Source organism: Streptomyces sp. NPDC091377 (assembly GCF_044757045.1).
In the GTDB taxonomy this organism is placed as follows: Bacteria; Actinomycetota; Actinomycetes; order Streptomycetales; family Streptomycetaceae; genus Streptomyces.
The window spans coordinates 398,617-423,880 of the sequence record NZ_JBIVUE010000008.1; the positions used below are offsets into that span (position 1 = coordinate 398,617).

The following is a 25,264-nucleotide window of genomic DNA, read 5'->3' on the forward strand; positions in this document are numbered from 1 at the left end:
CGCGTCCGGCCGGAAGCCTCGGAGGCTAACCGCTGCCGCCCGGGGGCGCGACGCCTTTTTCTCGTACCGAGTTACCGTATGGTGATACGGTACGGCCATGAGTACTGAGCGAGCGACCGGACCGACGCGTACCCGGAGGGCCGGTGGCGCCCGGCGGGCCCTGGTTCTCGACCAGGTGGTGGAGGTGCTGGCCGGCCGGGGCTACGCGGGCACCCGGTTCTCCGACGTCTCGCAGGCGACCGGGGTGGCCGTGAGCACCCTCCAGGGCTACTTCGGATCCCGGGAGGACATGCTGATCGAGGCGCTCCAGCGGTCCACCTCCGGCGAGGTGGCCGCGCTGCGGGAACTGGCGGCGGGGCGCACGGACCCCTGGGAGCGGCTCGTCGCGCTGGTGGAGCGGGGGCTGGCCACCGAGGTGCCCGTCTGGCGGACGCTGATGGAGTTCTGGACGGCCGCCGCGCACGACGCCGAACTGTGCGAGCACGCCGGGGTGCTGGCCACCCGGTACCGGGAGCCGTTCGCCGAGGCGGTACGGGCCGGGGTCGGCTCGGGCGCCTTCACTCCCCGCTTCGAGGCCGCCGCGATCGTCGATGTGGCGGTGGCCGCGATGGACGGTCTGCTCTACCCCGTCGTACTGGACCACCGGGCCTCCACGGACCGCGCCTACCGCGAGGTCGTGCTGGCCCAACTCGCCTACGCCCTGGGGAGGAACCCATGACAGTGCTGGTGACCGGAGCGCACGGCAAGGTCGGCCGTCAGGTGGCCGAGCTGCTCACCGCCCGGGGGGTGCCGATACGCCCCGGCTCACGGCGGGCCGCCGTCCCGCTCAACTGGGCGGACCCGGCGACCTGGCCGGCCGCGCTGGACGGTGTGGAGTCGGTGTTCCTCGTCGTCCCCGGGGGCGACGACGGACACCGCTCGGTCGTCGGACTCGGCGCGGGTGTGTGCGGGTTCCTCGATCTCGCGCGGGACGCCGGGGTCTCCCGGGTGGTGCTGATGACCGCGCTCGGGATGGAGTACGCCCCGGCGGAGGTCGAACAGCGCGCGGTGGAACGGCACCTCCAGGGGTGCGGGGTGCCGTGGACGGTCCTGCGGCCCAACTGGTTCTTCCAGAACCTCACCGAAGGCCCCCTGCGGGTGCTGGCCGACGCGGGAGACGGGGTGCTGCGGCTGCCGGTCGCCGACGCCGCGGTCAGTTTCATCGACACCCGTGACATCGCCGCCGTGGCCGTCGGGGCGCTGCTGGACGAGGACTGCGGGCGGGAGTACGCGCTCACCGGGCCCGAGTCCCTGACCCTGGCCGCCGTGGCCGCCGCCTGCCGTCCCACCGGGATCCCGCTCACCGCCTACGAGCCGGTCACGGACTCCGAGTTCCGCGCCACCGCCCGGGCCCTGGGCTGGCACCCGGAGTATGTGGACACCCTCAGCACGCTGTTCGCGACGATCGAGCAGGGCCTGGCGGCGGCAGTGACCCCGGACACGGAGAAGGCGCTGGGCCGCAGGCCACGGACCCTGACGGACTTCATCGGCGACATGTCCTCGGCCTAGGAGGCATGGGCCGGCCGGGTCGGGGAAGGCGGGGAGAACCCAATGAGAGGAGTGAGTGCATCGTGGTGGCTGTAGGAATCATCGCCGTGTGCGCGGTACTGCTCGTCCTCGCGTTTCTTCTGCCGCGGCTGTCCAGGCACCCCCAGAACGGCACCCAGCGACTGCTGGGGACCGGTGCCCGTGCGGGCGGGAAGGCGCCCGGGCTGCTCGGGCGGCTGTTCAGCAAGCCGTTCCGTTCCAGTTCGCGGGCGGTCGGCCGATCCGGGTCGGCCGGTCGAAGGGCCCGCGGCCGGATGCCCTTCTGAGCGACTGCCCCGCCGAGTGACTGTCTCCGCCGAGTGACTGTCTCCGCCGAGTGACTGTCTCCGCCCAGCGACTGTCTCCGCCCAGCGACTGTCTCTGCCGAGTGACTGACCCGCCGAGTGGCTGCCCTTCGGATCGGGTGGGCCGTGATCAGCAGACCGCGATCAGGTGCAACATGCTGCCAATGTCGCGGAGGTCCGTCCGCTGCGACGGGTCCGTCGGCGACGCTTGACGGCGTCGTACCGACGGAACACGCAGCGGGAACACGCAAAGGGGCAGCCATGCCGGGCAGCAGCACCGTCACCGTCCACGCCGATCGCACCGTCCTCGCCGATCACGAGGTCCCTCCCGGTCATGCCGTGGCACCGCCCATCTACCAGACGGCGGCCTTCTCGGCCCCCGACGCGGAGACGTTCACCCGGGCCGCCGTCGAGCGGCGCGGGCAGGACTTCTACACCCGCTTCGGCAATCCGAACCACGCCCAGGTCGCCGCCGTCGTCGCGGAACTGGAGGGGACCGAGGCGGCCATGGTCACCGCGTCCGGCATGGCCGCGCTGACCACGGCCGTGCTGGCACTGGTGTCCAGCGGTGACCATGTCATCGGGCAGCGGTCCACCTACGGCGGTACGGCGTCGGTCCTGCTGAACCTGCTGCCCCGGCTCGGCGTGACGACCACCCTGGTGGACCAGACCGACCCGGCCGCCTTCGAACAGGCGCTGACCTCGCGGACCCGCCTGATCCTGGTGGAGTCGCCGAGCAATCCGCTGCTCCAGATCACCGACCTGCGGGCCGTCGCCGACCTGGCCCGCGCGCACGACGTACTGACCCTGGCCGACAACACCTTCGCCACCCCGCTGAACCAGCGCCCGGCGGACTTCGGTATCGATCTGGTCTGGCACAGCGCGACCAAGTACCTCAACGGTCACGCCGACGTCTCCGCCGGAGTGCTGGCCGGCCCGGCCGGACTCCTGGACCGGATCTGGGACGTCGGCCTGCTCACCGGTGCCGTCCTCGGCCCGTTCGACGCGTGGCTGCTGCTGCGCGGTCTGCGGACCCTGGCGCTGCGCGTGCCCCGGCACAACGACAACGGCCAGGCCCTCGCGGAGGCCCTGCACCAGCATCCCGCGGTACGCCGGGTGCACTACCCCGGGCTGCCGTCCCACCCGCAGCACCGGCTGGCGGCACAGCAGATGAGCGGCTTCGGCGGGGTCCTCGGCATCGAGTTCGCCGACGGCTTCGAGACGGCCGACGCGTTCCTCGGCCGGCTGCGCTACGCCCGCCGCGCGGCCAGCCTCGGCGGGGTGGAGACCCTGGCCGTGCATCCCGCGTCCCTGTGGCGGGGCATGCTCGACCAGGACCAGTTCGCCGGTGCGATCCCGCCCGGCCTGATCCGGCTGGCCGCCGGCACCGAGGACACGGCTGACCTGGTCACCGACGCCCTCGCCGCGGCCGACGCCGCCTCCACCGGCGCCACACCGCCCACCCCTGCCCCTCCCGCACCCCCCACCCCTCCAGCCCCTCCCGCCCCTCACTCTCCGGGCTCCCCTGCCTCGTGACCACCGCCCCCTCACTCTCCTCGACGGCACCCCCGAGCGGCGGAGCGCTACCGTTCAGGGACGTGATTGTCGAGGAGGGCCACATGGCTGGGACCGTGCTGCTGATTGCCGGCGCGCCGGTGGGGCGTGGGCGGTTGGTGGACGCGGCGGGGGTGCTGCCGGTCCTGTCGGCCGTTCCGCCGGGCGTGCTCGCGGGGGCCGACTCCGCGCATGTCGTGGAACTGGCCGACCCGTTGGAGCCGCAGGCGGTGCTGACCCGGCTGCGGGCCGCTGCCGCCGCCCCCGAGGCGCTCACCGTGTTCGTCGTCGGTCAGCTCCAACTCGACCGCAAACAACGGCTCCCCCATCTCGCGCTGGCCCGCACCACCCCGGCGACCGCCCGCTACACGGCGTTCCCCTGGCACTGGTTCCGGGAGGAACTGCGGCTGCGCCCGCCCGGCAGCACCACCCTCCTGCTCGATCTGCACGCCGACGCCGAGTGCTGGAACCATCTGCGCGCCCAGCCGCTCGACTCGGGGCACGGACACGCCGTGTACGGGAGGATCGCGCCGCCACCGGGCCGGCGTACGGTCGCGCAGCCGTCGTACATGAAGGCGATCGCCACGCTGCTGCGCAGCGGACACCGGCCGCCGGTCGGGCAGTTGCACCAGCAGGCGCTGGCCCGGATCGCCGACGAGGACGGGGCGGCCGGGGTCGGGCTCGTGCTCGGTACGTCCGCGCCCGCCGGGTTCGCCGGGCCCGATCCGCACACCGCGCTCGCCGACGCCGTACGGGCCGGGCGGCACGGGGACGCGGACGCGCTGGCGGCGCGGTGGGAGCAGACGGCCGTACAGACGCACGGGCGGGGGTCGGACGAGGCGTTGCACTGGTCCGAGGTGCGCGCGGATCTGGCGATGATGGCCGGGGACCCGGAGCGCAGTTGCCGGACCTGGATGGCGGTGGCCCTCGCGCGGCTCGCGGTGGGGCAGTCGCCGGACACGCCCGCCGTGGAGGCGGCCGTGGACCGGGCGCACCACCAGTGGGGCCGGATCGGTGACCGGGCGCGGGCCCGGCAACTCGGGCCCGCGCTCGCGGAGTTGCGCGGCCGGGTGCCGGGGCGCCGCGCGGGCGCCCTGGACCACGTACGCCGTCAGCTCGAACAGTTGCAGTCGACCTGACGGCGGTCCTCACGGTCGGCTCAGCCGGTGAAGATGAAGTACTTCCAGGAGCCGTGCGTCGTGGAGTTCACGGTGTCGCCGGAGGTGCTGTTGTAGTACGAGGAGCGCACCCGCATCCGCCAGCCGGGCTCGTGCGGGCCCTGAAGGGTCACCTTGGAGATGCCGGCGGAGCCGAGCGGGAAGTACTGGGTCCCGGCGTCGTGCCACCTGCCGTTGTAGGAGAACTCCATCTGGAGCCGGTGCTGGCGGCCGGGGTGGGCCGTCATGGTGGTCGTGAACTTCGGGTCCTTGTTCTTGCTGATGTAGTGGTACTTCTGACCCCAGGACGACTTGGTCTTGTAGTGGCCGCTGATGGTCGTCGAGACCTTCACCCGCGCGCCGACCGTGCTGCTGACCGACCGGGGCTGATAGCGCGAGTCGCCCGCGAACTTCGCGGTGACCTTGGCGTCCCGCTTGAGGTCGAGGGTGACGGAGAGGTTGCCGCTGGAGTTGACCGTGCCGGACTTCACCAGCTTGTTCGGCTTGTCCGAGCCGAAGGGGTCGGCCCAGATCTCCACCTTGCGGTTCTTGTACGTCGACCCGAGGTGCGCGGTGAACTTCACGTCGGCGCCGTACGCGTACACCTTGCCGTTGTTGTTCAGCTTCAGCGTCGGCTTGGCGCGCGAGACCTCGACGGTGTCCTTGGCGGTGACCGGGGTGTGGGTGCCGTCGCCCGCGTACTTCACGGTGTACGTCACCTTGCCGCCGGCCGGCGGGGTGTCGGTGAAGGTGAACTTCCCGCCGGAGCCCAGGGACTTGGAACCCAGCGACTTCCCGTTCGGGGAGTCCAGGTCGGTACGGGTGACGGTGAGGGGGGTGCCCGCGGGCAGCTTCAGCGCCGAGTTCAGCGTGCCGGACACGGTGAGCGACTTGGCGCGGGTCGCGTTCGCCGGGGCGTTGACCGTCATCGTGGCCGGGTACTTGCGGGGCTCGTCCATCGCATGGAAGCGGGTGGAGTCGCCGGACCCGGAGAGGGCGAACAGCTTGGCGCCGTCCGGCGACCAGGACAGGGTGTGGCCCCACCCCGGCATCCAGCCGCTCGACAGATTGCGCACGCTGGCGGGCTGGTCGGCGCCACCGCTGAAGACGTAGGTGTCACCGATGTCGTCCGTGTCCCGGACGGTGGCGGCGACCGTGCCGTCGGCGGCGACGCTCACCGTCAGCGGCTCGTCCTTGACCGGGTAGCTGCGCACCTGGGCCAGGTCGGAGAGGCGGTACTCGGTCAGGGCGCGGTTGCCGGGGCCCGCGACGACGACCGACTGTCCGTCGGGGGTCAGGGCGGCGTCGTCGTAGAACCCGCCCTTCTGGGCGCTGACGCGGACGGCCGGGGTGCCGGTGGAGATGTCGTAGACGACGAGGGGCGCCGAGCTGATCCCGCCGTCGAGCGCGACCAGCGTGTCCGGGTTGTCGGGGTCGGTGTACAGCATGGGCGGGCTGGACCAGTCGAAACCGGCGGCGAGATCGAGCCGGACGACGGGGTCGGCCGCGGCGGACGCGTCAGGTGCCTCAGGTGCCTCGGGTGTGGTGAGTGCCTCGGGTGTGGTGAGTGCCTCGGGTGTGGTGGGTGTCTCGGGTGTGGTGGGTGTCTCCGGTTCGGCCGGGGCCTCGGGGGTGGTCGGTGTCTCGGGGGTGGCCGGTGTCTCGGGGGTGGCCGGCGCGAGGTCGACCGCCCCGAGGCCCGAGTCCCACTGGTCGCCGTAGCCGAACCAGATCGTGCCCGCGCTGTGGGCGAGGCGGGACGGCCGGGTGCCGGTGCCGGTCGGGTACTCGGCGGTCCTGGCGTAGGTCGCGGTGTCGAACGCCACGATCTTGTCGGCGCCTTGGACCGCCGCGTACAGGGTGCCGGAGTCGGCGCTCAGCTCCAGGTCACGGACCTGCGGCAGATCGGTGAGGACCCGGACGGCCTTGCCGGAGTAGTCGGTGACGACGATCCGGTTCTGGTAGCGGTCGCTGAAGTAGATCCGCTGGTGGACACCGTCCACGACGGTGTCGTCCGTGTCCTGGACGGCGATCGGCCGGTCGGTGTCGGCGACGGCCGGTACGGCGGTGGCGAGCACGGCCGAGCTGAACAGCACCGCCAGCGCGGTGGCGGTGGGAAGAGTGCGGGAACGCACGTGGATTCGAACCCCCCGGAACGAAAGCCGGATGCCTTGCGGTGGACGGCAAGACATACGCGGAGAAGTGAAGAAAAGGGACGCCGCGGCACGGCGAGGCCGGATCCGTTCTGTGAAGGACCTCTGGACGGCCGGTGCACAGCGGGTGACCGAAGCGTAGGGCATGGCCCTGACATCACCCGGGTGGGGGTACCCCTCGGGCTGCCGCCGTGGCCCGCTGCTATGCACGTAGGAGGGGGTTTCGGACCCGAAGGAGCCGTTCATGCACCCGCTGATGGAACCGCTGCCCGCCGCAGGACACCCGACCGCCCTTGCCGTCGACATCACCTCGGGCCTCAACGACGCCTGGTCGAAGATCGCCCAGTTCGTGCCCAAGCTCGTGGGCTTCCTGGTGATCCTGGTCGTCGGCTGGCTCATATCCAAGCTGATCGCCCGGGTGCTGGACCGGGTGCTGCGCCGGGTCGGCTCCGAGCGACTCTCCGAACGCGCGGGCACGGCCCGGCGGCTCCAGGACTCCAAGTACGACATGACCGGGATCATCAGCAAGATCGTGTATTACGCGCTGCTGCTGATCACCCTGCAACTCGCCCTCGGTGTCTTCGGGCCCAACCCGGTCAGCTCGATGATCAACGGCATCGTGGCCTGGCTGCCGCGCGGCATCGTCGCGGTCGTCCTGATCGTCATCGCCATGGCCATCGCCAACGCGGTGCGCGGCATCGTCTCCAGCGCCCTGTCCTCGACGTCGTACGGCCGTACGGTCGCCACCCTGGTCTGGGCCGCCATCCTCGCCCTCGGTGTGATCGCCGCGCTGGGCCAGGCCGGGATCGCCACCGCGGTCACCCAGCCGCTGCTGTACGCGGCGCTGGCCGCCGCCGCCGGCATTCTCGTCGTCGGCGTCGGCGGCGGCATGATCGCGCCGATGCGCCAGCGCTGGGAGCGGTGGCTGACCACGGCGGAGCGGGAGTCGGCCCACGCCAAGGGCAGCGTGAGCGCCTACCAGGCCGGCCGCCAGGACGCGCTGACCAACCAGCCGGCGCGGGAGCGCACGGAACAGCGCGGACGCGGGCTGACGGACCGGCCCGGGGATCCGGGTCGGCCCGGTGAGCCGGGCCAGTAGCGGGTAGTCGCCAGGGGGTGGCCGGTAGTCGGTGGCCGGTACCCGGTAGCCGGTAGTCGGTAGCCGGTAGTCGGTGGCCGCTAGGGCGTCGTCGGGCGCGGGTCGCGCCACATCGCCCACAGCAGCGGGCCTCCGCCCGGAAGCCGCACCTCCTGGCGCACGGCGAAGCCGAAGTGCTCGTAGAACGGGAGGTTCTCCTTCTTGGAGGACTCCAGGTAGGCGGGCAGCCCCGCCGCGTCGGCCTTGGCCAGGCCCGAGCGCAGCAGCGCGGCACCCTGACCGGTGCCCTGGGCGGCCGGGTCTGCGCCGATCAGCGCGAGGTACCAGTGCGGCTCCTGCGGGGTGTGGGCGCCGGCCGCGGTGACCGCGTCCCGGAACAGCTCGGCCCGGTCGCCGAGGATCCGCTGCAACTCGGCGATGGTCTCCGCGTCCGGCACGGCCTTGGCCTGCGCCTCCGGCGGCACCCAGAACGACGCGGCGGACTCGGTGCGCTCGCACACGGCGTTGCGCACGTACTGCCGGGTGAAGAGGGTGGCGAAGTACTCGCTCAGCGACGCCTCGCGCACCGCTTCGTCCGGGAAGAACCAGCGCATCATGGGGTCGTCGTCGAAGGCACGGGCCAGCGAACGGCTGATGGAGTCGGCGTCCTCGGCGACGGCCGTCCTCGGGGTACGGGAATTCGGCTGCGTGTTCGGCATAGGTGCATTCTGCACGCGACGAAATCCGCAGGTGGGGTGGGGTGCCGTTCGGCCGTCCGGGAGGGGGCGTCGAGGAGGCCGGCGTCAGTCGTCGTCGGTGGCCGTCGGTGGCCGTCAGCGGTTGTCAGTGGCCCTCAGCGGTCGTCGCCGGCGAGCAGCGTGTGGCGCCGGACCAGCCAGCTGATCGCGGTGAGCCGGCAGACGGCGTAGTCGTGGCCGACCGGCTCACGCCAGTCGAGTTCGGCGAGGGCGTCCAGGAAGCCGAGGGCGTAGTCGGCGAGGTCCTCGCGGTGCGGGGGGTGCGGGACCAGCCCGGGCGACGGGGGTGACAGGCGGTCCCTCAGCTCGGCCACATGCTGGTCCACGGCGGCCGTGAACGCGGGCTCGAACGCGAACTCCGCGAAGCGGGGCGCGTAGGCGCTGCTGATCGCGGCCAGCGGGGGCACCGGAGGCACGGGCGGCATGGGAGACGTCGGGGGCACCGCTCCACGTTAGGTGGGCGTGGGGCGGGCGAGGGAGGGGGGTTTGTCGTGGTTTACGTCACGGTCCGCGGCGTGGGTGTGGTGCCTGGCGCGGGTGTGGTGACCGGCACCGGCACCCGCACCGGCCCTGTCACGGCCAAGGGCAAGGTCAAGGTCTCGGCCAAGGTCAAGGCCACGGTCTCCGTCAAGGTCAAGGTCAAGGTCAAGGTCAAGGACGTCCCGACCGGGTGACCCGGTCCTCCGGGGGCGCGTCCGGCGTGGCCCGCGCCGGGCCGGCGTTCGCGGCGGTGATCAGGGCCATGGCGGCCAGCAGCGCGGCGGCCACGGCTCGGGCGTAGCGGGCGGGTGGACGTCCGCCGCGGGCGGAGGGGGGTCCGGACACGGGAACCTCGCAGGGGGGTGACAGCAGCTTGTTAAGCGCCCTTAATGCGTCTCCCAACGTAGAGGTTCCGGACGGGCGACCGGAAGGGGATCAGGGAGAGTCCTGTCGTTCCGTCGATGGCCAAGTGCCCCATGGATAAGTGGACTTACTGGCATGATTAAAAGCATGGCGAACCGGGACGACCCCGAGACCATCGGGCGCAGGGTGCAGCGGCTGCGGCACGAACGCGGGCTGACCCAGCGGCAGTTGGCCGAGCCCGCGTACACGCCCGCGTACATCTCCACCCTGGAGGCCGGCCGGGTCCGCCCTTCGGACGAGGCGCTGCGGCATCTCGCCGAGCGGCTCGGGATCGCCTTCGACGAACTGGCCACCGGCCGTCCGGCCCGGCTCGCCACCGATCTGCGGCTGCGGCTGACCGAGGCCCAGCGCACACTGGCCACCGGCGCGGCCGAGGAGGCCGCCGAGCAGTACGCGGCGCTGCTGGCCGAGGCCGAGGCGCACGGACTCGGCGCCGAGCAGGCCACGGCGCTGCTGGGGCTCGGGGAGTGCGGGCTCGACACCGGGGACATCGTGGCGGCCCGGCGCCACTTCGAGCGGGCCGAGCAGGTGCTGGACGAGGCCGACCAGCCGTTGCCCGCCCGGGTGCCGGCCCTGCGCGGCCGGGCCGTCTCCCACTATCTCGCCGGTGAACTGCGGTACGCGGTCTACCTCCTGGAGTCCGCGCTCGACGAGCTGAACCGGGGCGGGCTGCACGACCCGGACGCGCTGCTGCTGCTCTACGCCAGTGTCATCGGCCCCTACATGGACATGGGGGCGCACGCGCGGGCCGCGAAGGCCGCCGAGTTCGCGCTGGCGGTCGCCCCGCAGGCGGGGGACCCGGCGCTCGTCGCGCGGATGCACCGGCAGGTGGCCCGTACGCTGCTCGCCGAGGGCCGGATCGCGGAGGCCGACGCGTCGCTGGCCAAGGCCGCCGAGATGTACCGGCAGCTCCAGATCCGTACCGAACTCGCCAACTGCCGCTGGATGCGCGGGTACATCTGTGCGCAGAACGGCGAACTGGAGCGGGCGGAGGGGGAGTTGCGGGAGGCGCTGGCGATGCTGACGGCCACGCGGGCGGCGCTGTACCGCAGTCAGGCGGCGGTCGAACTGGCCGATGTGCTGCACCGGCGGGGCAAGTCGGAGGAGGCGGCGGCGCTGCTCCACGAGGTGCTGGGCGACCTCTCCCCCGAGCGGGGGGCCGTGCACGCCGCTGCCGCCCACCGGCTGCTCGGCATCATCGCCGAGGACGCCCGGGAGACGGAGACGGCCGAGGAGCACTACGTCCGTGCCCTGAGTCTGCTGGAGCGGGCCGGGGCGGCGGGGGACCTCGCGGACCTGTGCCGGCTCCTCGGCGATCTGCTGCGCCGTACGGGCCGGGTGGAGGCGGCGCTGGACGCGTACCGGACGGGCCTGGGACACCGTACGGCCCCCGGAACCACCACCCTGGGCCCGGCCCCGGCCCAGCCACCCCTCTGACTCACTGTCGGGGCCGTCGCTCAGACCTGGGCCCGCCCCTCCTTGCGGACCTTCTCCAGGCGTTGGGCGCCGCGTTCCACGGCCGACCGGGTGGCTTCGGGGAGGATCTCGCCGAGGCCGCCGTGGGAGAGGGCGAAGACGTCGTCGCCGACGCGTACGGCGGCCACGTCGAGGGTGAGGACGGCCGGTTTGTCGCCCTCCGTGTCCGGGACGCGGGTGATGGTGACCCGCAGGCCCTGGCCCGCGTCGCCGACCTCGGGGAGGGCGAGGTCGGTGACCTTGACGGTGTTCTCCTCGCCGCGCGGGCCGACGGCCGGGAACGTGGCGCAGGTGCCGGGCAGGGAGCGCAGCCAGACCAGGACGCGGTTGATGCCCTCGGGGCCCAGGGTGGAGACCTGGTAGCGGAGCTGGGCCTCGTCGCTGCCGTCGTCCAGGCCGGTCGCGGCGCGGGCGGGGGCGCCGAGGAGTTCATCGGCGTAGAGCGCGTCCAGCAGCCGTCGGCAGTCCGGGTTCTTCGCGGTCGCCTTGAGGAAGCCGTCCCGCCAGGTCGCCGCGCCCTGGGTGGGCGTCCAGGGCTCACCCAGGTCGGTCTCGGTGATCAGCGCGGCCTGGGCCTGGGCCTCGGTGAGCGCGGGTGCGGCGGCGGGTGCGGTGGCGGCGGGCGCCTGGGCCTTCGGGGGGTCCGGCAGGTACCGCGGCGGTGGCGCGGTCTCCTGGTAGGCGCAGCCGCCCGCCGTCACCAGGACGGCAGCCGACAGCACGGTGACGACGAGGGCACGGACGGCCGGGGGACGGGTCATCGGCGATGCCTCCAGTGGACGCGCCGGAACGGGGTCCCGGGCGAGCGGTGTCCACCGCGCCCGGCGAGTTCCACCCCCACGCCACCACCCCCGCGCCCGGCCCACCAGCGCGGGGGCCCGTCCGGGTGAGCCGGGTTGGTGAGCCGGGTTGGTGAGCCGGGTTGGTGAGCTGGGTTGGTGAGCCGGGTTGCTCCCGCGCCGCTCGCCCTCGACTCTCCCTGCGGTGGTCGCCCTGCGCGTGCCTGCGTTGCAGGGGGGCAGGGGGGCAGGGGGGGTAGCCGGTCCGTAGCCCGTGCGCGGCCCGTCCACGGCCTCTACGCGACCCGTACGCGGCCCCTGCGCAGCCGGTGTCGGTCGTCCGGGCGTCCGGGCGTACGGGCGTACGGGGCGGGGCCGGTCTGGGCGAGGATGGGGCCGTCCGTCCATGCGGCCCCCGGGGCCCGGAGTGAAGGAGCCTGTGTGACCGGTCAGCCCATCCCGGTGATCATCGACTGTGACACCGGCGTCGACGACGCCCTCGCGCTGCTGTTCGCGGTGCGCCACCCGGGCCTGGATCTGCGGGCGGTGACCTGTGTCGCCGGGAACACCGACGTCGACGGCGTCGTACGCAACACCCTCACCGTGCTGGAACAGGCCGGGGCCCCGGATCTCCCCGTCGCGCGGGGCGCGGCCCGGCCGCTGATCGAGGAAGCGCGCTCGGCCCGCCATGTGCACGGCCACGACGGGATGGGCGACCTCGGGCTGCCCGTGCCCACCCGCACCCCCGTCGACCTGGACGCCGTCTCCCTGCTGCGCCGCGAGATCCTCGCCTCCCCGCGCCCGGTCACCCTGATCCCCACCGCACCGCTCACCAACATCGCCCTGCTGCTGCGCAGCCACCCCGAGGTGGTCGGCAACATCGAGCGGATCATGTGGATGGGCGGCGCGGTGGCGTGCGGAAACGCCTCCTCCGTCGCCGAGTTCAACGTCTGGCACGACCCCGAGGCCGCCGCGATCCTGCTCACCGCCGGGGTGCCGATCACCATGTACGGGCTGGACGTGTTCACACAGGTGGTGGTGGCGGGAGACGTCGTACGACGGCTGCGGGCCGACGCGGAGCCGGGCGCGCGGCTCGCCGGTGAACTCCTCGCCCACCGGCCCTCCGCCCCCGACCCCGACGGCGACGACCCGGCGGGCGGGCTCGGCGACGCGGGCGCGGTCTGCGCGGTCGCCGACCCCGGGGGCATCACCACCCGACGGCTGCCCGTGGAGGTGTCCCTCGCCCCCGGCCCCGGTCGCGGTCAGACCCTCGTGGACCGCCGCCCCCGTATCGGCGAGGCCGAACTCCACGGTGACACCGGGCGAACGACCCTGCTGGACGTGGCGCTGGAGGTCGACGTCCCGCGCTATGTCGAGCTGTATCTGGGGGCGGTGGCTCCCGGACTGCGCTGAGGCCGCGCCGGCCCCTCGCCCCGCCGGCCCGTCCCTCCCTCCCCCTCACACCCGTCCTCCGAAGAACACCCGCACCTCCCGCACCAGCCCGTCCCGCACGGTGATCGCCTCCACATTGCGGAACCGGCCGCCGCCGTCGCTCAACTCGTACTCGTAGTAGGCGAGGACCACTTCCCCGTCCGCGTCCCCGCCCACTTCCCCGTCCCCGTCCCCGCCCACTTCCCCTTCCCCGTCGGCCGCTCCGGCGGGGACGACGTACAGCAGCCGCTGTTCGTCGAACCGGTCGGCGGTCGGGAAGCAGCGGGCGAAGAAGGCCGCCTTGTCGATGTGATCGTCCTGCGGGCTGCTGAAGGTGAAGTCGTCGGCGTAGAGGGCGAATGCGGCGGCGCGGTCCTGGGCGCGGTAGTGGCGGAACGCGGCGCGCACGACCTCGGTGGCGGCGTCGGTCCCAGGTGACTCGGCCATACAGGGCTCCTTGCTGCTTCGGGGTCCCGGCGTTTCGTGAACCCGGCGAACGGGACAGAGTCTCCAGTGTCGGTACGTTCCGGCGGCCGACACCTGGACGACACACCCACCCACCCGCGCGCCGCCCGAGTCCCGAAGGAGTCCGTGTGACCGTACGGCCCGACGCCTCCCCGCCCGATCTCTCGTCGCAGCGCCCCGACTGGTGGCGGCAGGCCGTCGTCTACCAGGTCTACCCCCGAAGTTTCGCGGACGCCGACGGGGACGGGCTGGGCGATCTGAAGGGGGTGACGGCACGGCTCGGGCATCTGGCCGGGCTCGGCGTGGACGCGCTGTGGCTCAGCCCGTTCTACCCGTCCGAGCTGGCCGACGGCGGGTACGACGTCGCCGACCACCGGGAGGTCGACCCCCGCCTCGGCACCCTGGACGACTTCGACGCGCTGGCCGCCGAGGCACACCGGCTCGGGCTGAAGGTCGTCGTGGACATCGTGCCCAACCACACCTCCCACCGGCATGTGTGGTTCCAGGAGGCGCTCGCCGCCGGTCCCGGCTCCGCCGCCCGCGCCCGCTACGTCTTCCGGGACGGGCGCGGCCCGGACGGTGAACTGCCGCCCACCGACTGGCGGTCCGTGTTCGGCGGCAGCGCCTGGCGACGGGTCCCCGACGGACAGTGGTACCTGCACCTGTTCACCCCCGAACAGCCCGACCTCGACTGGCGCCACCCCGAGGTCCGCGAGGACTTCCGCACCACCCTGCGCTTCTGGTCGGACCGCGGCGTCGACGGCTTCCGTGTCGATGTCGCCCACGCCCTCGCCAAGGACCTGGCGGAGCCGCTGCGCGACCTGGGCGAGCCCGCGCTGAGCGACGAGAAGGCACTCGTCCGTCTGCCGCCCGGCACCCACCCGTTCTACGACCGTGACGACGTCCACGAGATCTACCGCGACTGGCGCCGGATCCTCGACTCCTACACCCCGCCCCGCATGGCGGTCGCCGAGGCATGGGTACCCCACGCCCGCCGGGTCCGCTACGCGCTGCCCGACGAACTCGGCCAGGCGTTCAACTTCGAGTATCTGGAGACCCCGTGGGACACCGCCGCCCTGCGGCAGGTCGTCACCGAGTCGCTCGGCACCGCCCGCGCCGCCGGCGCCTCCGCCACCTGGGTCCTCTCCAACCACGACGTCGTCCGGCACACCTCCCGCCTGATGCTGCCGCCCGGCGCGGACACCGGCGCCTGGCTGCTCTCCGCCGGACGGCGGCCCGCCCTCGACCCGGCCGCCGGGCTGCGGCGGGCCCGCGCCGCCACCCTGCTGATGCTCGCCCTGCCGGGATCGGCGTACCTGTACCAGGGCGAGGAACTGGGGCTGCCCGAGGTCGCCGAGCTGCCCCCGGAAGTGCTCCAGGACCCGATCTGGGAGCAGACCGGGCGGACCCAGAAGGGGCGCGACGGATGCCGGGTCCCGCTGCCGTGGACGGCGGACGGGCCGTCGTACGGCTTCGGGACGGGCGGGGCGTGGCTGCCTCAGCCGGAGTCCTTCGCGGCGTACGCCGTCGCGGCGCAGGACGGGGTGGCGGGCTCCACGCTGGAGCTGTACCGCACCGCCCTGCGTCTGCGCCGCAAGCTGACCGAGAGCGAGTCGCTGACCTGGGCCGAGGACACCCCGCCCGAGGTGCTGGGCTTCGCCCGCTCCGACCGCTGGCGCTGTGTCACCAACCTGTCCGCGACGCCCGTCCCCCTGCCGCCCGGCGAAGTGCTGCTCACCAGCGGGCCGCTCACGCCGGACGGACGGCTGGGACCGGACACCACGGCCTGGCTCGGCTGACGCCCCCCGCCCCCACCCCCGACGCGCCGCACGCCCGGGCCCCGACCGGATTCACCGTTTCCTCACTTACCTCCCCCTGGGCGGACAGGGGGAGGGTGGCTGGTGGCCCTCATGGATCCGGCGCGGGGCGTCCGCACGCATCCCTACGTTCACCCGCCCCGGCATACCTGGCACCATTCACGCTCGGCGTCCGTATGCCTACGCTGTGATGGTTGCATGGACTGCATCGGGGGTCGCATGGGGTTCGGGTTCGGTCAGCGCCGTGGCGGTCAGCTGCCGGTGGAGATGACCAGTTTCGTCGGCCGGGGCGAGGAGATCGCGCTGCTCCGCGCCGCGTTGGAGCAGTCCCGACTGGTGACACTGGTCGGCCCCGGCGGGGTCGGCAAGAGCCGTACCGCGCTGCGGGTGGCGGGCGCGGTGGCCGGGCGGTACCCGGACGGGGTGCGGCTGGTGGAACTGTCGGCGCTGCGCGACCCGGAGCTGATCCCGGCGACCCTCGCCGGGGTCCTGGAACTGCCCGAACAGCCGGGGATGAGCCCGCTGGACGCGGTCGTGGAACATCTGCGGGGCCGCCGCCTGCTGCTGGTCCTCGACACCTGCGAACACCTGGTCGACGGCTGCGCGATGCTCTCGGACATCCTGCTGCGCGAGGCCGGCGGGCTGAGCGTGCTGGCCACCAGCCGCCAGCCGCTGGACGTCCCCGGCGAGCACTGTGTCCCGCTCGCCCCGCTGTCCCGGCAGGATGCCGCCGACCTGTTCGTGCAGCGCGCCGCCGCCGTCAGCGCCGGGTTCGCCGGGACCGGCGCCGACCGTGAGCGCACCCTCGCCCTGGTGGACCGGCTCGACGGTATGCCGCTGGCCCTGGAACTGGCCGCCGTACGCCTGCGGGCCGTCCCGCTCGCCGAACTGGTCGCCCGGCTCGACCGCCGCTTCGAGGTGCTCACCGGCGGGCGCCGCACCCGGCTCACCCGCCACCAGACCCTCCGTACGGCCATCGACTGGTCCCACGACCTGTGCACCCCCGAGGAACGCCTGCTGTGGGCGCGGCTGTCCGTCTTCGCCGGGTCCTTCGAGCTGACGGCGGCCGAACGGATCTGCGCGGACGCCGAACTCGGCCCCGAGCAGGTGGTGGAGGCGCTGATCGGGCTGGTGGACAAGTCGGTCGTGCAGCGGATCGGCGAGGACGGCGGCCGGTACCGGCTGCTGGACACCATCCGGGAGTACGGCGCCGGCCGGCTGGAGCGGCTCCCCGACGCCGGAGCGGGCGTCAGGCAGCGGCACTTCGCCCACTACGAGCGGCTCGTCGCCCGTTTCTGGGACGAGTTCCTCAGCCCCGCCCAGGTCGCCCTGCACCGCGCGGTGCGCGAGGAGATCGCCGACATCCGCGCCGCCCTCGCCCACGGCTGCGCGGGCGACGACGCGCGGGCCGTGGACGCGCTGTGGCTGGCGACCCGGCTCGGCCCGTACTGGCGGGCGGCGGGCACCCTCTCCGAGGGCCGGCACTGGATCGACAAGGGGCTCGCCCGGGTCCCGCAGGACTGTGTCGAGCGGGCCTGGGGCCTCCAGATGACCGGCATCTTCGGGGTGTGGACCGCCGATCCGGAGACCGCGCTCGACCGCTTCCCGCGGGCCCACGAGGTGGCCGTCCGGATCGGCGAGGACCGCGTCGAACGCTCGGCCGCCGCCTACCTCGGCGCGTTGGCCGCGCTCAGCGGCGACATCGAGGGCGGCCTCGCCGAACTGGAGCGCAACCGGCTGCGGATCGTCGAGTCCGGCGACGGCCTCGCCATCGGCGTCGTCCACTACGAGGGCGCGCTGCTGCGGGCCGTCCTCGGCGACACCGACGGCGCCCTCGCCCTGTGCCGCACCGGCCTCGCGTACCTCGCGGGCGTGGGCGAACGCCAGCTCTACGCCTCCACCCAGAGCACCCAGGGCATGATCCTGTGGCTCGGCGGCGACCACGCCGAGGCCGAGCGCTGCTTCCAGGACGGTCTGGAGGCGTCCGGCGAGATCGGTGAGGTGCTGGTCGCCGCGCTCGCCTGTCTCGGCCTCGCCTGGTGCGCCGCCGAGCGCGGGCGCCCGGTCCGCGCCGGCTGGCTGCTCGGCTACGCCCAGCACGCCCGGCGCCTGGGCGGTGACCCGGTCGCGCTGCTGCCCCGGCTGCTGGAGGAGCAGGAAGCGGTGGACAAGGCGGTGCGCGAGGCGCTCGGCGCCGCCGACTACGAGCGCTGGCACGAGGCCGGGGCACGGATGTCGGGCCAGGAGGTGCTGGAGGCGGTCCGCGCCGACCTGGACATCCCGAGGGCCCCGGCCGACCCCGCCGCCCCGCCCGGCGGCCGTTCGCCCGCCCGCTCCGCCGACTCCCTCACCCGCCGCGAACGCGAGGTCGCCGCGCTGGTCGCCCAGGGCCTGTCCAACCGGGAGATCGCCGGACGCCTCGTCATCTCCAAGCGCACCGTGGACGCCCACGTCGAGCACATCCTGGCCAAGCTGGGCATCGCGTCCCGCACGGAGATCCCCCAACTCCCGGCGCCGACGGGGCCGTAGCCCCCGCGAGGGGAGGACCACGGGCCGATGGACCTGGTGCCGTGCGCCCGAGGGACCTGAGCCCGAGGGACCTGAGCCCGAGGGACCTGAGCCCGAGGGACCTGGTGCCGTGGTGATTCGGTGACGTGGTGACTCGGTGCCGTGGGGCCGTGGGGCCGGTGGATGTGAGGGCGGGGATACGGGGGATACGGGGATACGTACGTATGCGCCGACCGGGCGGTACGTGTACCGATCTTCGCCCCTCCCGGCCGTTCCGCCCCTCCCGGCACGGCAGGCTGGGGGTCAGTCGCCCGGAGGACGGGAGGCGCGGGACATCGGCAGTCGGTCAACCCCCACGGCTGTCATGGCACGACGTCCGGCGCCACAACTCCCCCCGGCGGCGTCACAGCGGGGCTGCCCCTGGTCGGCGGGGCAGCCCCCACGACGTCCGGCACCCGGTGCCGCCGGGGCCCTTGCCCCGAGTCCGCGCTCCCTCACCGACCCGCACCCGACCCGCACCCGCGCCGCCGCCCGTGGCGGGACCGGTCGGGGACGGGCGGGTGACCTGAGCAGGTGTCGAGTCAGGTGACCCCGGGCAGGGTGTCCGGGTGCGGGAAGCGGTGCGCCCGTGAGCACCGCGGCGGGGACAGGCCGCACCCGGAAAGAGAGGGAGCCATGTCGTCGCCGTCACCGTCATCACCATCGGCACCGCTGCCGCCGTCATCCTCATCATCGTCCTCAGCGCCGCCGGTACCGCGGCCGTCATCGCCACCATCGCCACCATCGCGACAGTCGTCGGCGTCGGCGTCGGCGTCGTCGTCGTCGGCGGCGGCGTCCCGAATACGGGCGGTGCGGCGGTCGCGGGAGCCGCAGGCCGTGGTGAGCCCGCCGTCTGCCGCCGCCGTCTTCCTCGTCCTCACCCTGGAACCCGGCGGTGAGAACACCGCCCGTGAGGTGCTCGGTGAGGTGGAGGGGCTGACCCGGTCGATCGGATTCGGCCACCCCGAAGGACGGCTGAGCTGCGTCGCCGGGATCGGCGCCCGCGCCTGGGAGCCGCTCTACGGCGTCCCGCGCCCGGCCGCGCTGCACCCCTTCCGCGAACTGGCCGGGCCCCGCCACCGCGCCCCGGCCACCCCCGGCGACCTGCTGTTCCACATCAAGGCCCAGCGGCCCGACCTGTGCTTCGCGCTCACCGCCGAACTGGTGCGACGGCTCGGGGACGCGGCCCGGGTGGAGGACGAGGCGCAGACGTTCGCGTACTTCGACTCCCGCAACCTCCTCGGCTTCGTGGACGGCACCGAGAACCCGGAGGGGGATCCCGCCGCCGACGCCGCGCTCGTCGGGGAGGAGGATCCCGCCTTCCACGGCGGCTCCTACGTCGTCGTCCAGAAGTACCTGCACGACGTGGACGCCTGGGAGAAGCTCGCCGTGGAGGAGCAGGAGCGGGTCATCGGCCGCACCAAGCTCACCAACCTCGAACGGGACGACGCCCCCGGCTCCCATGTCGACCTCAACACCCTCACCGCGCCCGACGGCACGGAACTGCGGGTGCTGCGCGGCGCGATGCCCTTCGGCCGCCCGGGACACGGCGAGTTCGGCACGTACTTCGTCGTCTACGCCCGTGACCCCGAGGTCCCGGAGACGATGCTGCGGCGGATGTACCTGGGCACGGAGGAGACCGGCCCCGATCCCCTGCTGGACTTCTCGCGGGCGGTGACGGGCACGGCGTTCTTCGCGCCGTCGGCGGGATTCCTGCGGGAGTCCGGCTGACGGCGGCCGGGCGGCGGCCGGGCGGCGGCCGGTTCAGGTACTGCCGAGGCAGATGACCAGGAGACAGAGCCGGTCGCGGTCCTCGGGGGTGTCGCCGCCGCCCGGCTGACCGGCAGTGGGGGGCGGCGTGGGCGCCGGGGCGGGTGGCGTGGGCCGGGGCGCCGGGTTGCCGGTGCTGTCACCGGGCTCCGCCGGTACGGGGTCGGTGGGCGGGGCGTCGCCGGGGCGGGGCGCGGTCACGGACGCCGGGGGCGCGGCCTGCCGGGCCTCGGCGGCGCGCTCCGTGCCGGGAGCCGGGGAGGCCGGCGGGCGCACGGGGTCGGGCGGGGCGGCCCGGGTGGGCTCGGACGTCCTCGGCGTCGTCGTACGGGTGGCGCGGTCGTCGTCCGCTCCTTGCCGGGGTGTCCCGGGGCCGGTGGACGGTTCGGTGACCTCCGGGGTGCCGTCGCCCGTGCCGGTCGGGTCCGGGGCGGTGGCCGCCTGGGCGCGGTCGCCGGAGCCGCCCCGGTCCACCGTGGAGAGGGTGAGTCCGCCGCCGACCAGGGCGACGGCGGTGGCTATCACGGCCCGCCGCTGGCTCTTCTTGAGCCGCGCGAGCTGCCGCCGCCGGGCGGCACGGCCGTGGGCGAGGGTCGGGGCGACGGCGGTGGCGGTGACGGCGGGAGCGACGGGCGGGACGGTGCCGTGACCGGTCTCGTGATCGGTGTCGTGACCGGTGCCGTACGTGTACTCCGGGGCGGGCGGCGCCTGGGCGGGGGCCGCGTGGGCGGGGGGTGCGATGTCGGGCGCGTAGGCGCCGCAACCGGGGCACACCAGGGCGCCGTTGAGATGCCGTCGGCACGAAGAGCAGTAGTCCATCTGCGGGCTTCCTGAGTTGACGTGCCGGCGGCCCGGGCCGCGGCCTGACGCACGTTTGCACGTGGGATCGAGCGGCCAGCAACGCTAACGAGGCTTCCACACCGCTGTGTGCAGCCGGTGTGACGCTCCTGGGCAGATTCCCCGACCGTCCGGCCGTCGTGCGCGCAGGGCGAGCGGGCGGGAACGCTGAGTGCGACGTGGGCGGACGCAAAGACGGCCGAAACGACGCTTGCGGGGGAGAGGCGGCGGTCGCGGAGGTGGTCGTTCAGACGGGGCCGGTGTCCGGCGCCGGGTCCGGTCCGGAGGCGGTCGCCGTGAGGAACGCGCGGACGGCCGGGGCGATCACACGGGCGAGGTCCTCGGCGGTGTGGAGGGTGTCGTCGATCGCGGTGTCGGCGAGTCGCCCGTCCCGGACGGTGGCGGCGACCTCGGCGGCGAGGGCGGAGGGGTGACGGGCGTCGGTGCCGGGGAAGACCAGGGTCGGCGCGGTGATCGCGGCCAGTTCGCCGATGTCGCGGAAGGAACGGTCGTGGCCGATGGCCGCGGCGGCGACGATGCTGGCCGGGTCGGAACGGGGGATCGCGTCCCGCACCATCGCCCCGACGACTGGCGGGAACCCGGCGAGGATCGGCTCCCAGCCCGCCTCGATGCCCTCGGCCGCGACCCGTGCCGCGAACGCGTCGAGGAACGCGATCTCGGCCTCCTTGGCGGCGTCGTCCTCGATGTCCTCGACGCCGATCAGCACGACGGCCCGTACGCGGTCCGGGTGGGTGAGGGCGGCCCGCAGCGCGACGGTGGAGCCGAGACCGGCCCCGGCGAGGGCCGCGCCCTCGGCGCCGAGGTGGTCCAGCAGCCGTACGACGTCGTCCGTGTACCGGGCCCAGGTGTGCCGGGCGGGGTCCGTGCAGACCGAACGTCCGTAGCCCCGCAGATCGGGAAGCACGACCCGGAACCGGTCCCCGAGCCGCTCGGCCAACGGCACCATGCTGTGGTGATCGGGCCCACCCGCGTGCAGCAGCACGACCACCTGACCGGACCCGACGGCGGCGGCGTACAGGGGCAGCCCGTCGCCGCCCGGAAACGTGATCTCGTCCATGCCCCGACGCTAGAACCGCCCCGCCCCGCGCGGTACGGGGCCTTCCGCCGGTCGATACCGGGAACCCGCCAGGTCGAGCACCGTCCGGCGGCGCAGCCCACCCTTCGGGCTGCGCCCCGTCACCTGCGCCGGTCACCGCCCCGGACGGGTCGTCAGAGCCCGAACTCCTGCGGGGACAGCCCGAGGACGCCGCACGCCTCGCGCAGCACCTGCTCCTCCGCCGGGGCGACATAGCCGTCGGCGCCGGCGATCACGAAGCCGGTCTGGACGACCGCTCTGGCCTCCGTGGGCTTCTTGCCCGCCTTGGCGATCTCCTGGAGGACCTGGTTCTTGCCCTGGGGGAAGTCGAAGGCGAGCTGGTCCACATGCTTGTTGAACCGCTGGCGCAACTGCTCCGGCGGGAAGTTGGCCAGCACGTCGTTGTTGAGGATCAGGCCCTCGACATGCTGCCGCTCGGCCGGGTCCACATGGCCGTCGGCCGCCGCGACCAGCGCGGCCATGGCCATGCTGGCGTCGCGGTAGGCGCCGCTCTTCAGCTCGGTCTTGAGCGATGTCAGCTGGGTCTTCAGCGCGCTCACCAACTGGGCCTTGGACGAGCCCCGGCCACCGGCGGCACCGGCGCCCGCGGCGGGCCCGCCGGGGTATCCGCCCTGTCCGTGGCCGCCCTGTCCGTGGCCACCCTGGCCCTGTCCCTGCCCACCGAATCCACCCGGCCCGCCGTGTCCCCCGTGCCCGCCTTGTCCGTGCCCGGAGCCACTCGACCCCTGAGCCTGCTGCTGCAGGCTCTTGGCCTGGTCCTTGATCCGATCCCACATAGCCATGCGAGCCACCTCGGCCTCTGCCGTCACAATTCGTTCTTCGTACCTGTCAACGTCTGCCCCGCGCCGGAGGTTCCCTCACCTGCCCGCCGCCCGCTCCAACTCCTCCACGCTCCCCGACATGACCGTACGGAGGTGCTCGGTGAGGTGGTCGAGGGGCCAGTCCCACCAGGCGACGGCCAGCAGCCGCGCCACCTCGGCGTCGTCGTACCGGCGCCGCAGGAGACGGGCGGGGTTGCCGCCCACGATGCCGTAGTCGGGGACGTCGTCCACCACGACCGACCCGGACGCGACGATCGCCCCGTGCCCGATCCGGACCCCGGGCATCACCATGGCCCCGTGGCCGATCCACACGTCATGGCCCACCACGGTGTCCCCGCGCCCCGCCAGACCGGTGATCAGGTCGAAGTGGTCGGCCCAGGAGCCGCCCATGATGGGGAAGGGGAAGGTGGAGGGGCCGTCCATCCGGTGGTTGGCGCCGTTCATGATGAACCGCACGCCCGTGCCGAGCGCGCAGTACTTCCCGATGACGAGTCGCTCCGGCCCGTAGTGGTACAGGACGTTGCGGGTCTCGAAGGCGGTCGGGTCGTCGGGATCGTCGTAGTAGGAGAAGTCTCCGACCTCGATCAACGGCGAGGTGACCAGCGGCTTGAGCAGCACCACGCGGGGCTGTTCCGGCATCGGGTGGAGGACGTCCGGATCGGCGGGGACGGGGACGGGGGCGGAGGGAACGGGCGACATGGACGAACGACTTCCTTCCGAAGGACAGGCTGAGACGAGCTGAGGCGAGCCGGGCCGAGCTGAGGCGAGGGAAACTAACGCGACAACTGTTACTTTAAAATGCTGGCATACCCTGTCCCGCCGGAGCAATCGCATATCGCATGAGGCCACGCCGAGGTGACCCACCAGTGACGACTCCCCCGGACCCCCCGCGCCGCCGCCCGGGCGGCCGTACCGCCCGCGTCCGCGCCCAGGTGCTGGACGCCGTACGCGAGGAACTCGGTGAACACGGCTACGACGGACTCACCATGGACGCGGTGGCGGCCAGGGCCGGAGTGCACCGCGCGACGGTGTACCGGCGCTGGGGCGACGTCGGCGGACTTCTCGCCGATCTGCTGGACGCGGCGGGCGCCGACGACTGGCAGCCCCCGGACACCGGCTCGCTGGAAGGCGACCTGACCGCGCTGAACGAGGAGATCCAGACGGCCCTGACGACCCGTCCGCCGGTCGTCCCCGCCCTGATCGCCGCCTCCTTCCGCTCGGAACAGGCGGCCGAGGCCCAGCGACGCCTCTGGGAGGACCGCTACACCCGCTGCGAGACCATGGTCACCCGTGCGGTCCACCGCGGCGAACTCCCCCCGCACACCACCCCCCACCCCCTCCTGATCACCGCGACCGCCCCCGTCTACCACCACCTGGTACTCCTGGGCACACCCCCCGACCCCCACCTCCCCGCCCAGGCGGCCCGAACGGCGACCCTGGCCGCCAGGGCGGGCGCTTTCATGGACTCCACCGCCGGGTGAGCGGGCGGCGCGGGAGCGAGCGGCAGCGCGGACCGGCGGTCACGGCCGGCGCAACGCCGCTTCCAGGACGTCCCGTTGCCCGCGCACCCACCGGTACGCCTCCCGTACCTCCCGCACCGCCCCGGCCGCACGGAGGCGGAGCATCACGGGGTCTCCCCGGTCGGCCGCCGTGTCGATGCCGCGCCAGGCGCTGTCCTGCCACCACAGGACGGTGGGGACGAGTGCGGCCCGCTCGGTCGGCGTTCATCGCCGTCGAGCCTGCACAGGGAACGGACGGTGCGGAGGCGGTCCGTGGGGGCCGCCTCCGCACCGTTGTGGGCTCTTCCGTCACGCCGGGTCGCGGTCGAAGAGGGACTTGGACCAGACGTAGCCGAGCAGGGCCAGGGCCACGCACCAGACGACGGACAGCCAGCCGTTGTGGCCGATCTCGGTGCCGAGGAGCAGGCCGCGCAGGGTCTCGATGGCCGGGGTGAAGGGCTGGTACTCGGCGATCGGCTGGAACCAGCCCGGCATCAGGTCCACCGGCACGAAGGCGCTGGACAGCAGGGGCAGGACCATCAGCGGAAGGGCGTTGTTGCTGGCCGCCTCGGCGTTCGGGCTGGACAGGCCCATGCCGACCGCGATCCAGGTGAGGGCCAGGGAGACCAGGGCCAGCAGCCCCAGTGCCAGGAGCCACTCCAGGGCCGTGGCGTCCGTGGAGCGGAAGCCGATCGCGAGGGCGACGGCGCCGACCAGGACGACACTCATCACGCATTGCAGGACGCTGCCGAGGACATGGCCGATGAGGACCGAGCCGCGGTGGATGGCCATGGTGCGGAAGCGGGCGATGATGCCCTCGGTCATGTCCATCGAGACGGAGACCGCGCTGCCGATCGTGGTGCCGCCGATGGTCAGCATCAGGATGCCGGGGACGAGATACGCGAGATATGTCGACCGGTCGGCTCCGCCGCCGATGCCCGCGCTCATCACGTCGCCGAAGATGTAGACGAAGAGCAGGAGCAGCATGACCGGTGTGAGCAGCAGGTTCAGCGTCATCGACGGGTAGCGGCGCATGTGCAGCAGGTTGCGGCGGAGCATCGTGGTCGAGTCGCGTACGGCGAGGGAGAGGGCGCTCATCGGACGTTCTCCTTGGGGTGGCCGGTGCGGGTCTGGTGGGGGGTGGTGAGGGCGAAGAAGACGTCGTCGAGGTCGGGGGTGTGGAGGGTGAGTTCGTCGGCTTCGATGTGGTGGGTGTCGAGTTGGTCGAGGA

At 73.4% G+C, this 25,264-nt stretch carries 25 protein-coding genes and 1 pseudogene; 13 read left to right on the top strand and 13 right to left on the bottom strand.

Annotated elements, in window-relative coordinates:
- Positions 1 to 97: 97 nt before the first annotated feature.
- From ACIQNG_RS20730 to ACIQNG_RS20750, 5 genes are all read left to right on the top strand, one after another.
- Positions 98 to 718: a TetR/AcrR family transcriptional regulator gene (locus ACIQNG_RS20730; RefSeq protein ID WP_401486703.1), complete on the top strand. Its 621-nt coding sequence runs from the start codon at positions 98 to 100 to the stop codon at positions 716 to 718.
- The gene (locus ACIQNG_RS20735) at positions 715 to 1,548 is read left to right on the top strand and encodes an NAD(P)H-binding protein (protein WP_401486705.1); all 834 of its coding nucleotides are present in this window, start codon (positions 715 to 717) and stop codon (positions 1,546 to 1,548) included. Before ACIQNG_RS20730 ends, ACIQNG_RS20735 begins: the two co-directional genes overlap by 4 nt.
- A gap of 62 nt (positions 1,549 to 1,610) precedes the next feature.
- Complete coding sequence (locus ACIQNG_RS20740) at positions 1,611 to 1,853, top strand: DUF6411 family protein (RefSeq protein WP_401440743.1); 243 nt, start codon at positions 1,611 to 1,613, stop codon at positions 1,851 to 1,853.
- A 279-nt stretch (positions 1,854 to 2,132) separates the two neighbouring features.
- Positions 2,133 to 3,407 carry a trans-sulfuration enzyme family protein gene (locus ACIQNG_RS20745; RefSeq protein WP_401486707.1) on the top strand — a complete coding sequence of 425 codons (1,275 nt, stop codon included), beginning with the start codon at positions 2,133 to 2,135 and terminating at the stop codon, positions 3,405 to 3,407.
- Positions 3,408 to 3,490: 83 nt separating this feature from the next.
- Positions 3,491 to 4,564, top strand: a complete 1,074-nt coding sequence (locus ACIQNG_RS20750; protein ID WP_401486709.1) for a hypothetical protein — start codon at positions 3,491 to 3,493, stop codon at positions 4,562 to 4,564.
- 20 nt (positions 4,565 to 4,584) lie between these two features.
- Here ACIQNG_RS20750 and ACIQNG_RS20755 read toward each other — a convergent pair whose 3' ends face one another.
- Entirely contained in the window at positions 4,585 to 6,717 is a 2,133-nt protein-coding gene (locus ACIQNG_RS20755) for a YncE family protein (RefSeq protein WP_401486710.1), read from the bottom strand.
- A gap of 262 nt (positions 6,718 to 6,979) precedes the next feature.
- Between ACIQNG_RS20755 and ACIQNG_RS20760 the strand changes: the two genes are divergently transcribed.
- Positions 6,980 to 7,834, top strand: a complete 855-nt coding sequence (locus tag ACIQNG_RS20760; protein WP_401486712.1) for a hypothetical protein — start codon at positions 6,980 to 6,982, stop codon at positions 7,832 to 7,834.
- An 80-nt stretch (positions 7,835 to 7,914) separates the two neighbouring features.
- Here the strand turns inward: ACIQNG_RS20760 and ACIQNG_RS20765 are convergent, their stop codons facing one another.
- Together ACIQNG_RS20765 and ACIQNG_RS20770 are read right to left on the bottom strand one after the other, a co-directional pair.
- Positions 7,915 to 8,532: a GNAT family N-acetyltransferase gene (locus tag ACIQNG_RS20765; RefSeq protein WP_401486714.1), complete on the bottom strand. Its 618-nt coding sequence runs from the start codon at positions 8,530 to 8,532 to the stop codon at positions 7,915 to 7,917.
- A gap of 134 nt (positions 8,533 to 8,666) precedes the next feature.
- On the bottom strand, positions 8,667 to 8,996 hold the full coding sequence (locus ACIQNG_RS20770) for a DUF6401 family natural product biosynthesis protein (protein ID WP_401486770.1): 330 nt from the start codon (positions 8,994 to 8,996) through the stop codon (positions 8,667 to 8,669).
- A gap of 90 nt (positions 8,997 to 9,086) precedes the next feature.
- Between ACIQNG_RS20770 and ACIQNG_RS20775 the strand changes: the two genes are divergently transcribed.
- Entirely contained in the window at positions 9,087 to 9,245 is a 159-nt protein-coding gene (locus tag ACIQNG_RS20775) for a hypothetical protein (protein ID WP_401486716.1), read from the top strand.
- On the opposite strand, the gene ACIQNG_RS20780 is transcribed toward ACIQNG_RS20775, so the two are convergent.
- Positions 9,223 to 9,396 (bottom strand): hypothetical protein, encoded by a 174-nt coding sequence (locus tag ACIQNG_RS20780; protein ID WP_401440729.1) that lies wholly within the window; start codon positions 9,394 to 9,396, stop codon positions 9,223 to 9,225. The genes ACIQNG_RS20775 and ACIQNG_RS20780 overlap by 23 nt on opposite strands.
- Before the next feature lie 165 nt (positions 9,397 to 9,561).
- Between ACIQNG_RS20780 and ACIQNG_RS20785 the strand changes: the two genes are divergently transcribed.
- Positions 9,562 to 10,911 (top strand): helix-turn-helix domain-containing protein, encoded by a 1,350-nt coding sequence (locus ACIQNG_RS20785; RefSeq protein WP_401440727.1) that lies wholly within the window; start codon positions 9,562 to 9,564, stop codon positions 10,909 to 10,911.
- A gap of 20 nt (positions 10,912 to 10,931) precedes the next feature.
- On the opposite strand, the gene ACIQNG_RS20790 is transcribed toward ACIQNG_RS20785, so the two are convergent.
- Positions 10,932 to 11,711, bottom strand: coding sequence for a hypothetical protein (locus ACIQNG_RS20790; protein WP_401486719.1), 780 nt, complete (start codon positions 11,709 to 11,711; stop codon positions 10,932 to 10,934).
- Between the two features lie 459 nt (positions 11,712 to 12,170).
- Here ACIQNG_RS20790 and ACIQNG_RS20795 point away from each other — a divergent pair, with 459 nt between their 5' ends.
- On the top strand, positions 12,171 to 13,142 hold the full coding sequence (locus ACIQNG_RS20795; protein WP_401486721.1) for a nucleoside hydrolase: 972 nt from the start codon (positions 12,171 to 12,173) through the stop codon (positions 13,140 to 13,142).
- A 45-nt stretch (positions 13,143 to 13,187) separates the two neighbouring features.
- Here the strand turns inward: ACIQNG_RS20795 and ACIQNG_RS20800 are convergent, their stop codons facing one another.
- Positions 13,188 to 13,607, bottom strand: a complete 420-nt coding sequence (locus tag ACIQNG_RS20800) for a hypothetical protein (RefSeq protein WP_401440721.1) — start codon at positions 13,605 to 13,607, stop codon at positions 13,188 to 13,190.
- A 146-nt stretch (positions 13,608 to 13,753) separates the two neighbouring features.
- On the opposite strand from ACIQNG_RS20800, the gene ACIQNG_RS20805 reads away from it, so the two are divergent.
- Positions 13,754 to 15,424 carry an alpha-amylase family glycosyl hydrolase gene (locus ACIQNG_RS20805; RefSeq protein ID WP_401486722.1) on the top strand — a complete coding sequence of 557 codons (1,671 nt, stop codon included), beginning with the start codon at positions 13,754 to 13,756 and terminating at the stop codon, positions 15,422 to 15,424.
- A 237-nt stretch (positions 15,425 to 15,661) separates the two neighbouring features.
- Positions 15,662 to 17,971 (top strand): LuxR C-terminal-related transcriptional regulator, encoded by a 2,310-nt coding sequence (locus ACIQNG_RS20810; protein WP_401486771.1) that lies wholly within the window; start codon positions 15,662 to 15,664, stop codon positions 17,969 to 17,971.
- Positions 17,972 to 18,531: 560 nt separating this feature from the next.
- On the opposite strand, the gene ACIQNG_RS20815 is transcribed toward ACIQNG_RS20810, so the two are convergent.
- Complete coding sequence (locus tag ACIQNG_RS20815; RefSeq protein ID WP_401486724.1) at positions 18,532 to 18,870, bottom strand: hypothetical protein; 339 nt, start codon at positions 18,868 to 18,870, stop codon at positions 18,532 to 18,534.
- Here ACIQNG_RS20815 and ACIQNG_RS20820 point away from each other — a divergent pair.
- Entirely contained in the window at positions 18,830 to 19,720 is an 891-nt protein-coding gene (locus tag ACIQNG_RS20820; RefSeq protein WP_401486726.1) for a Dyp-type peroxidase, read from the top strand. The genes ACIQNG_RS20815 and ACIQNG_RS20820 overlap by 41 nt on opposite strands.
- Positions 19,721 to 19,753: 33 nt before the next feature.
- Here the strand turns inward: ACIQNG_RS20820 and ACIQNG_RS20825 are convergent, their stop codons facing one another.
- The 4 genes from ACIQNG_RS20825 to ACIQNG_RS20840 all read right to left on the bottom strand — a co-directional run bounded on the left by ACIQNG_RS20825 (position 19,754) and on the right by ACIQNG_RS20840 (position 23,233).
- The gene (locus tag ACIQNG_RS20825) at positions 19,754 to 20,578 is read right to left on the bottom strand and encodes a hypothetical protein (RefSeq protein ID WP_401486728.1); all 825 of its coding nucleotides are present in this window, start codon (positions 20,576 to 20,578) and stop codon (positions 19,754 to 19,756) included.
- Positions 20,579 to 20,843: 265 nt separating this feature from the next.
- Entirely contained in the window at positions 20,844 to 21,674 is an 831-nt protein-coding gene (locus tag ACIQNG_RS20830; protein WP_401486730.1) for an alpha/beta fold hydrolase, read from the bottom strand.
- A gap of 152 nt (positions 21,675 to 21,826) precedes the next feature.
- Positions 21,827 to 22,495: a tellurite resistance TerB family protein gene (locus tag ACIQNG_RS20835; RefSeq protein ID WP_401440713.1), complete on the bottom strand. Its 669-nt coding sequence runs from the start codon at positions 22,493 to 22,495 to the stop codon at positions 21,827 to 21,829.
- Positions 22,496 to 22,570: 75 nt separating this feature from the next.
- Positions 22,571 to 23,233, bottom strand: coding sequence for a CatB-related O-acetyltransferase (locus ACIQNG_RS20840; protein WP_401486732.1), 663 nt, complete (start codon positions 23,231 to 23,233; stop codon positions 22,571 to 22,573).
- 140 nt (positions 23,234 to 23,373) lie between these two features.
- Between ACIQNG_RS20840 and ACIQNG_RS20845 the strand changes: the two genes are divergently transcribed.
- The gene (locus tag ACIQNG_RS20845) at positions 23,374 to 24,015 is read left to right on the top strand and encodes a TetR/AcrR family transcriptional regulator (RefSeq protein ID WP_401486734.1); all 642 of its coding nucleotides are present in this window, start codon (positions 23,374 to 23,376) and stop codon (positions 24,013 to 24,015) included.
- 327 nt (positions 24,016 to 24,342) lie between these two features.
- Here ACIQNG_RS20845 and ACIQNG_RS20850 read toward each other — a convergent pair whose 3' ends face one another.
- Both ACIQNG_RS20850 and ACIQNG_RS20855 read right to left on the bottom strand, forming a co-directional pair.
- Positions 24,343 to 25,131 carry an ABC transporter permease gene (locus ACIQNG_RS20850; protein ID WP_401486736.1) on the bottom strand — a complete coding sequence of 263 codons (789 nt, stop codon included), beginning with the start codon at positions 25,129 to 25,131 and terminating at the stop codon, positions 24,343 to 24,345.
- Positions 25,128 to 25,264, bottom strand: a pseudogene (locus ACIQNG_RS20855) (ABC transporter); the annotation flags it as partial. The gene ACIQNG_RS20850 and the pseudogene ACIQNG_RS20855, both read right to left, overlap by 4 nt.